7 protein-coding genes and 1 pseudogene are annotated in these 6,324 nt (G+C 72.6%); 2 read left to right on the top strand and 6 right to left on the bottom strand.

Going from position 1 to position 6,324, the window contains the following annotated elements:
- Positions 1-4 precede the first annotated feature (4 nt).
- Entirely contained in the window at positions 5-880 is an 876-nt protein-coding gene (locus ACEQ2X_RS15515) for a ubiquinol-cytochrome c reductase iron-sulfur subunit (RefSeq protein ID WP_370326738.1), read from the bottom strand.
- A complete protein-coding gene (locus tag ACEQ2X_RS15520; protein WP_370326739.1) occupies positions 877-1,896 on the bottom strand; it encodes a c-type cytochrome in 1,020 nt (339 codons plus the stop codon). Before ACEQ2X_RS15520 ends, ACEQ2X_RS15515 begins: the two co-directional genes overlap by 4 nt.
- 53 nt (positions 1,897-1,949) lie before the next feature.
- On the opposite strand from ACEQ2X_RS15520, the gene ACEQ2X_RS15525 reads away from it, so the two are divergent.
- Positions 1,950-2,447: a GNAT family N-acetyltransferase gene (locus ACEQ2X_RS15525; protein WP_370326740.1), complete on the top strand. Its 498-nt coding sequence runs from the start codon at positions 1,950-1,952 to the stop codon at positions 2,445-2,447.
- Positions 2,448-2,454: 7 nt separating this feature from the next.
- Here the strand turns inward: ACEQ2X_RS15525 and ACEQ2X_RS15530 are convergent, their stop codons facing one another.
- From ACEQ2X_RS15530 to ACEQ2X_RS15540, 3 genes are all read right to left on the bottom strand, one after another.
- Positions 2,455-3,153, bottom strand: a complete 699-nt coding sequence (locus tag ACEQ2X_RS15530; RefSeq protein ID WP_370326741.1) for a proteasome protein — start codon at positions 3,151-3,153, stop codon at positions 2,455-2,457.
- A gap of 13 nt (positions 3,154-3,166) precedes the next feature.
- A complete protein-coding gene (locus ACEQ2X_RS15535) occupies positions 3,167-3,631 on the bottom strand; it encodes an NUDIX domain-containing protein (protein WP_370326742.1) in 465 nt (154 codons plus the stop codon).
- 74 nt (positions 3,632-3,705) lie between these two features.
- Positions 3,706-5,697, bottom strand: coding sequence for an SDR family oxidoreductase (locus ACEQ2X_RS15540; protein WP_370326743.1), 1,992 nt, complete (start codon positions 5,695-5,697; stop codon positions 3,706-3,708).
- Between the two features lie 205 nt (positions 5,698-5,902).
- Between ACEQ2X_RS15540 and ACEQ2X_RS15545 the strand changes: the two genes are divergently transcribed.
- Entirely contained in the window at positions 5,903-6,052 is a 150-nt protein-coding gene (locus ACEQ2X_RS15545; protein ID WP_370326744.1) for a hypothetical protein, read from the top strand.
- Positions 6,053-6,074: 22 nt separating this feature from the next.
- On the opposite strand, the pseudogene ACEQ2X_RS15550 reads toward ACEQ2X_RS15545, so the two are convergent.
- Positions 6,075-6,324: pseudogene (locus ACEQ2X_RS15550) on the bottom strand (alanyl-tRNA editing protein); the annotation flags it as partial.

Here is a 6,324-nt window from a genome sequence, read left to right on the forward strand (position 1 = left end):
CCTCTCACCCGATCGTGGGGCCCACGTGGGCCTCGAAGTCGCCGAGGGCGATCAGCGCGCCCTCGTCGTCGACGCCGAGCGGCAGCTGCGGCAGCGCGCGGGCGGCGGGGCCGAACGTCGGCTGCGCGCCGGCGCGGACGTCGAAGGTGGACTGGTGGCAGGGGCAGAACAGGGAGTTGTCGCGCTCGCGGAACAGCGCGACGGGGCAGCCCGCGTGGGTGCAGATCTTCGAGTAGGCCACCAGCGACTCACCGACGACCCACTCCGGGTTGGTGGGCTCGACCGGTTCGGCCGAGAGCCGCATCACCAGGACGGCCGCTCGCTCGAACCCGATCTCCCCGTCCGGCCAGGCGGTGACGATCCCGCCGACGGCGACGTCCTCCGGGCGGATCACCTCGTCGTCGGTCGTCTTCAGCCGCACGCCGCGGCGCCACGGCGTGGAGCGGAACGTGTCGCCCACCTGCGGGCCGAGGGACGGGACGAGCGCGAGGAGGCTGACGCCGAACACGCCGGCGCAGGCGATGAGGACCCGGGTGAGGAGGGGGCGTCGGGCCAGCGGCGCGACCGCGCTGAGCGGCCGGTCCGCGTCGGCGTCGGGGTGGGTGCGCAGCTCCGCCGCCTCCACCTCGGGGAAGCGGTCGAAGAAGTAGCGGCGGATCGACAGGCCCAGGCTGAAGAACGCGAGCGCGAGGAACGAGCCGTACCACGAGATCGACAGCCCGATGACCAGCGACACCGCGAACGCCACGCCGAAGGCGGCCCCCGCGATCGCGGTGCCCATGACCAGCGTGTCGTTGGCCGTGCTCGGGTCGGGGGTCGTGCGGGCCAGGACGATCAGGTCGTCGTCCTCACCGCCGACGCCCTGCGGATCGGTGCTCACGCCTGGGGGCCCTCCTGCTCGTCTCGGTCGAGCTCGTCCGCGGTGACCGCCTGGGGGGCATCTGAGGTGCCCCGGTCGCTCTTGCCCTCGTCGGTGTACGGCACGGGCTCGTGGTCCCGGTCGACGTCGCCGACCGCGCGCTCGTACGCGGGGTCGCCCGGCATGGGGGTCTGCCCCTCGGGACGGTCGATCTGCGCGCCGATCTCCTCCTCCGGGACCCGCTCGAAGGGCTGGGGGCGGCCGCCGATGAACAAGAGGGCGCCCATCAGGGCCAGGGCCACGACGCCCACGAAGCCCGACGCGAACACCGGGTTCAGCTCCACCAGGCCGAGGATCGTGCCCGGCTCGTCGTCGACCGCCTCGAGGTAGGCGACGATGTCGTCGACGTCGGTGTCGGAGAGCTGGTCGTCGCCGAACGCCGGCATCTCGAAGGGACCGACGCGGATGGCCTCGGCGATGGCGACGGGGTCGAGGTGGGTGACCTCCGGCGTCCACGCGCGCTGGCCGGCGACCCCGCCGGCGCCCGCGTTGCCGTGGCAGTGCGCGCAGTTGAGCGCGAACGTCTCGAGCCCCGCCGACACGTCGCCCTCCCCCACCTCGGGGATGTCCGACGGCAGGTCGAACGCGTCGACCATCCAGGCGACCATCGCCTCGCGCTCGACGTCGGTGTAGTAGACCTCGCGGGCGCGGTTGTCGAAGGGGTCGCCCGGCGGGGGCATCCGGCCGGTCCGCAGCACCAGGTCGAGGTAGGCGGCGCTGTCGTCGGTCAGCGCGGGCGCCTCGGAGTCGGTGCCGGGGACCGTCCCGCCGAGGCCGTCGCCGCCGTGGCACTCGGCGCACACGTTCGCGTAGCTGGTCTCGGCGAACGCCACGGGGTTCTCGAGCTCCTCCTCGCCGTCCTCCGCGCCGGACGCCGGCAGCGCGATGACGGCCACGGCCACGGCGATGCCCAGCAGGACCGACCAGGCGATGTACGGGCGCGCGCGTTCGAGGGAGGAGGGGTGCACCGTGTCCATTCCTAGCAGATGTTCACCAGCAGCGACCCCCGGTAACCCACTACCCTTGCCACATGGCATTCACCATCCGCCACGCCGAGGACGGCGAGCTCGACATCGTCGCGTCGCTGATCGTCGATGCCTACGCCGAGTACGCCGCGTCGATGGCGCCTGATGCCTGGTCGATGTTCGCACAGGACATCGCCAACGTGTACGGGCGGTTGAGCGACGGCGAGATCATCGTCGCCGACCGCGACGGCGCGATCGTCGGGACGATGACGCTGTTCAGGGACTGGCGGGGCGCCCAGGAGGGGACCCTCGCCCTGCGCATGGTGGCCGTGCCACCGGCCGAGCGGGGCTCCGGCGTCGGCAGCGCGCTGATGGACTGGGCGGTCACCCAGGCCCGGGAGTCCGGGAAGACCCGCGTGGTGCTGACCGTGATGCAGGTGATGGAGTCCATGCGCGAGATCGCCGACCGCATGGGCTTCGAGCGGGCTCCCGCGCTGGACCACGAGCCCGCACCGGGCGTGCGTGCCGAGGGCTACAGCCTGGACCTCACCGCCGAGGACTGAGCGCGGGTCAGTCGAGCAGGTCGTCGAGGACCGCCTGCTCTGCGGCGATCCAGCGCTCGACACCCTCCCGCGCCTCGTCGATCTCGTCCTGGTCGAGGTGGTGCGCGCCGTCCTCGGCGGTGATCCGGGCGACGTCGATCTCGAGGCCGACGCTCGGCGACGTGGTGCTCAGCGCCTCGATGACCCGGACCACGCCGAGCACGCCGAAGCGGACCGGCCGGTCGACCATGCGGAAGTGGGCCAGCAGCGCCCCGGCCTGCTGGGCCATCGGCGCGCCGCTGCCGATCGCGTGGAAGCCGATGTCCTCGTACCGGCTGACCAGGCCGTTGGGGTTGATCTCCACGATGAACGGCGAGCCCTCGCCGTACCCCGCCGCCAGGAGGTACGCGGACGGCGTGCTCGCGCTGTCCTCCCCCGGGACGTCGGGGATGAACAGGTCGTAGTGCCGCTTCAGGATCGGCACCGCGATCTCCTGCAGCGCGTGGCTGACCCGGTCGGCGGCCAGGACCTCGTCCGCTCGCTGGTCGAGCGCCTGCTTGACGTCGTCGAGGACCCCGCGGGCGCCGCTGCCGGCCCACGCCGCGTGGCTGCCGAGGTGGTGCAGCTTCTGGGCGGGGAAGCTCATCCCGCGATCGGAGTCGGTGATCTGGCTGTCCGACGCGATGACCACGCCGTCGGCGCAGCGGATCGACAGGACCACGGTCATGGCGGGTCGCTCCTCACAGGCGCAGCAGCGCGAACTGGTGGTGGCGGCGGGCGACGACCTCCATCAGCCTCGGCCAGCAGGCGCGGAGGCGCGGGTGGAGCGGCAGGCGGGTCGCCGACGACGCGGTGACCCAGCGGGTGCTGGCCAGCTCCCACGCGTCCACCCCGCTCGCCACGACCGGCGTGGCCGCCTCGACGCGGGCGATGACGGTGTGGAAGGACCAGGTGGCGGTGACCGCGTCGGTGACCGTCCCCAGCACGTCGAAGTCGGGGAGGCCGCCCAGCTCCTCCTCCGCCTCCCGGATCGCTCCCTCGATCGGGTGCTCGCCCGACGCGAGGGAGCCGGCGGGCACGCTCCAGGTGTGGGGGTGGGTGACCGCGGCGGAGCGGAGGACCAGCAGCATCCGGGGCTCGGGCCCCTCCGCGGTCAGCAGCAGCCCGGCCGCGCCGTGCGGGCCGGTCGTGCCGGAGAGCTCCATCTGCACAGACTGCACCGCGGCGGCTGGCGAGGCGGGGAGGCGACCCGGTCGCTGCGGGCTGCCCACGAGACCGCTCACCAGTGGACCCCCCGGAGGAGGTAGGCGAACGCGAGCCCTTCGGACGACGCCTCCTCGCCGGTCGCCGGGCTCTGGTCGCCGTCCTTCGCCGCGGTGGAGTCGGGGAACAGGTGGTAGCCGGTGTTCAGGATCGCGTCCATCAGCTTGGGGGCGACGGCGTGGCCGACCATCGCCGCGTTGCCCAACCCCGTGGCGATGCGCTTGGGCCGGTCGATGATGGCCTGGCTGATCAGGCGGCCGGCGTCGCCCGGCGTGATGGCGGGGAACGCGTCGTACATCTTCGTGGGCGCGATCATCTTCGTCCGCACGAGCTGCATGTAGATCGTGGTGATGTGGCAGCCGTCGTCGACGATCTCGGTCGCCGCGCAGCGGCTGAACGCGTCGAGGGCCGACTTGGAGGCGACGTACGCGCTGAAGCGGGGGACGTTCGTCTGGCACCCGATCGAGCTGATGTTGATGATGTGGCCGGACTTCCGCTCCCGCATGCCCGGCAGGAAGCCGAGGATCAGCTTGAGCGCCCCGAAGTAGTTCAGCTGCATCGTCCGCTCGAAGTCGTGGAAGCGGTCGTAGGACAGCTCGAGGCTCCGCCGGATCGACCGGCCGGCGTTGTTGACGAGGATGTCCACCCCGCCGTGGGTCTCGATGACGTCGTCGATGAGCCGTTGGATGTCGTCGGGGTCGGTCAGGTCGCAGGGGTGGGCGGTGGCCGTCCCGCCGAGCTCGGTCAGCTCCTCCGCCAGCTCCTCGAGGGCGTCGGCGCTGCGGGCGACCAGCAGCAGGGTGCCGCCGGCCTGGGCGATCTGGCGAGCGGCCGCCTCGCCGATGCCGGAGGACGCGCCGGTGATCATGATCCGCTTGCCGGCGACCGCGCCGGCGAGGGTCCGGTCGATGAACAGCGCCGGGTCCAGGTAGCGGGCCCAGTAGTCCCACAGCTTGGACGCGTAGGTGTCGAGCGGCGGCGCGGTGATGCCGGACCCCTCCAGGGCGGCATCGGTGTTCGAGGTGTCGAACTTCGTCGGGTTCGACATGTAGGCGAACAGCTGCGGGGGGATGCCCAGGGCGTCGGTCGCCGCGTCCCGGATGCGGCGGACGGGCGCCAGCGCCGCCAGCCCGTTGCGGGCGGCGTCGGGGATCATGTCGAAGACCACCGGGTCGATCCGCATGGTGAAGCGGGGTGCTCCGGCGACGCGGGCGAAGGTGTTGAGCACCTCACCGGAGGTCGGGGGCTTGCCACCGGTCAGGTGGAAGACCTTGCCGTCCCAGCCGTCGGCGTGGGCGATGTGGTCGATCGCGTCCGCCACGTAGTCGACGGGCACCATCGGGGGGCGGCGTCCCTCGAGGCCGATCAGCGGGAACCAGCCGGGCAGTGCGTGGCGGAGGCGCTTCAGGAGCGGGAAGACGTAGTAGGGGCCGTCGATCTTGTCGATCTCACCGGTGGTCGAGTCGCCCAGGACGATCCCGGGTCGGTAGACCCGCCACGGACGCCGGCAGGTCTCGTGGACCAGCGCCTCGGACTCGTGCTTCGTGCGGTAGTAGGGATCGGACAGGCCGGTGGCCTCGTCCAGCATGTCCTCGGTGAACCAGCCGTCGTAGCGGCCGGCCGCCGCGATGGAGGAGACGTGGTGCACCGTGCCGACCTCGAGCTCGGCGGCGAGCGCGAGCATCCGCTCGGTCCCGTCGACGTTGGCGATGCGCTGGCGCTCGGCGTCCGCGGTGAGGTCGTAGACCGCGGCCAGGTGGAAGAGGTGGTCGATGCGGCCGGCCAGGCGGGACCGCGTCGCCTCGTCCACCCCGAGCAGGGGGTCGGACAGGTCCCCGACGACGGGCACGAGCACGTCGTCGTCGAGGCCGAGGCGGTCGCGCAGCGCATCGAGCTTGTCGAGCGACCCCTCCCGCACCAGGACGTGGATGGTGCCGCCCCGCCGTGCCAGCCGCTCGATGAGGTACCGGCCGATGAACCCGGTCCCGCCCGTCACGAAGTACTCCATCGCCTGCCCTCTCCTCGCCGGCGCCGGCCCTCGGCCCCGCGACTGCTCGACGTGTCGCCGCGCGCGTCGGCAGCCTAGCCAAGATGGGGTGGGCGGCGTCGGGCTGGGCGGGGGATCGAGGGGGCGCGCGTCACTGCGCGTGATCGCCCGCGGACGATCGGTGGGACGGGGTGACGAGGTGGCCGCGGTGGTGGAGGATCACCGCATGAGCACGACGACCCGCGCGCTGGCGACGATCGTCCTGGTGCTGACCGTGGCCCTCGCGTTCCTGGTCGCGCCGAACGTCGCGGCTGGCGGGGTGCTCGGGGGCAGCCTGCCGTGGGTGTGGTACCGCTCCGCGGCCGCCTCGGGCTGATCCGTCGTCCGCGTGCCCCCGTTCACCCCTCGGCGTCGTGGACGGCCAGGCGGATGCGCTTGTTCGCCTTGCCCTTCGACTCGGTCTTGGTGATCTCGACCCGGCCGACCTCCGCGGTGGTCGCGACGTGGGTCCCGCCGTCGGCCTGGCGGTCGAGGCCGCGGATGTCGATCACCCGCAGCGGGTCGATCAACGCGGGGATCAGGTTCGCCTTGGTGCGGATCAGCGCGGGGTCGGCGTCGGCGGCGGACCGGCCGACGAACTCGACCGCG

The sequence above is a fragment of the Euzebya sp. genome (genome assembly GCF_964222135.1).
Taxonomy (GTDB): domain Bacteria; phylum Actinomycetota; class Nitriliruptoria; order Euzebyales; family Euzebyaceae; genus Euzebya.

Bases quoted from the DNA above. Each gene is read 5' to 3' on its own strand.
- ACEQ2X_RS15520 (WP_370326739.1), bottom strand. From the start codon at position 1,896: ATGGACACGGTGCACCCCTCCTCCCTCGAACGCGCGCGCCCGTACATC.
- ACEQ2X_RS15535 (WP_370326742.1), bottom strand. From the start codon at position 3,631: ATGGAGCTCTCCGGCACGACCGGCCCGCACGGCGCGGCCGGGCTGCTG.
- ACEQ2X_RS15540 (WP_370326743.1), bottom strand. From the start codon at position 5,697: ATGGAGTACTTCGTGACGGGCGGGACCGGGTTCATCGGCCGGTACCTC.
- ACEQ2X_RS15530 (WP_370326741.1), bottom strand. From the start codon at position 3,153: ATGACCGTGGTCCTGTCGATCCGCTGCGCCGACGGCGTGGTCATCGCG.
- ACEQ2X_RS15545 (WP_370326744.1), top strand. From the start codon at position 5,903: ATGAGCACGACGACCCGCGCGCTGGCGACGATCGTCCTGGTGCTGACC.
- ACEQ2X_RS15525 (WP_370326740.1), top strand. From the start codon at position 1,950: ATGGCATTCACCATCCGCCACGCCGAGGACGGCGAGCTCGACATCGTC.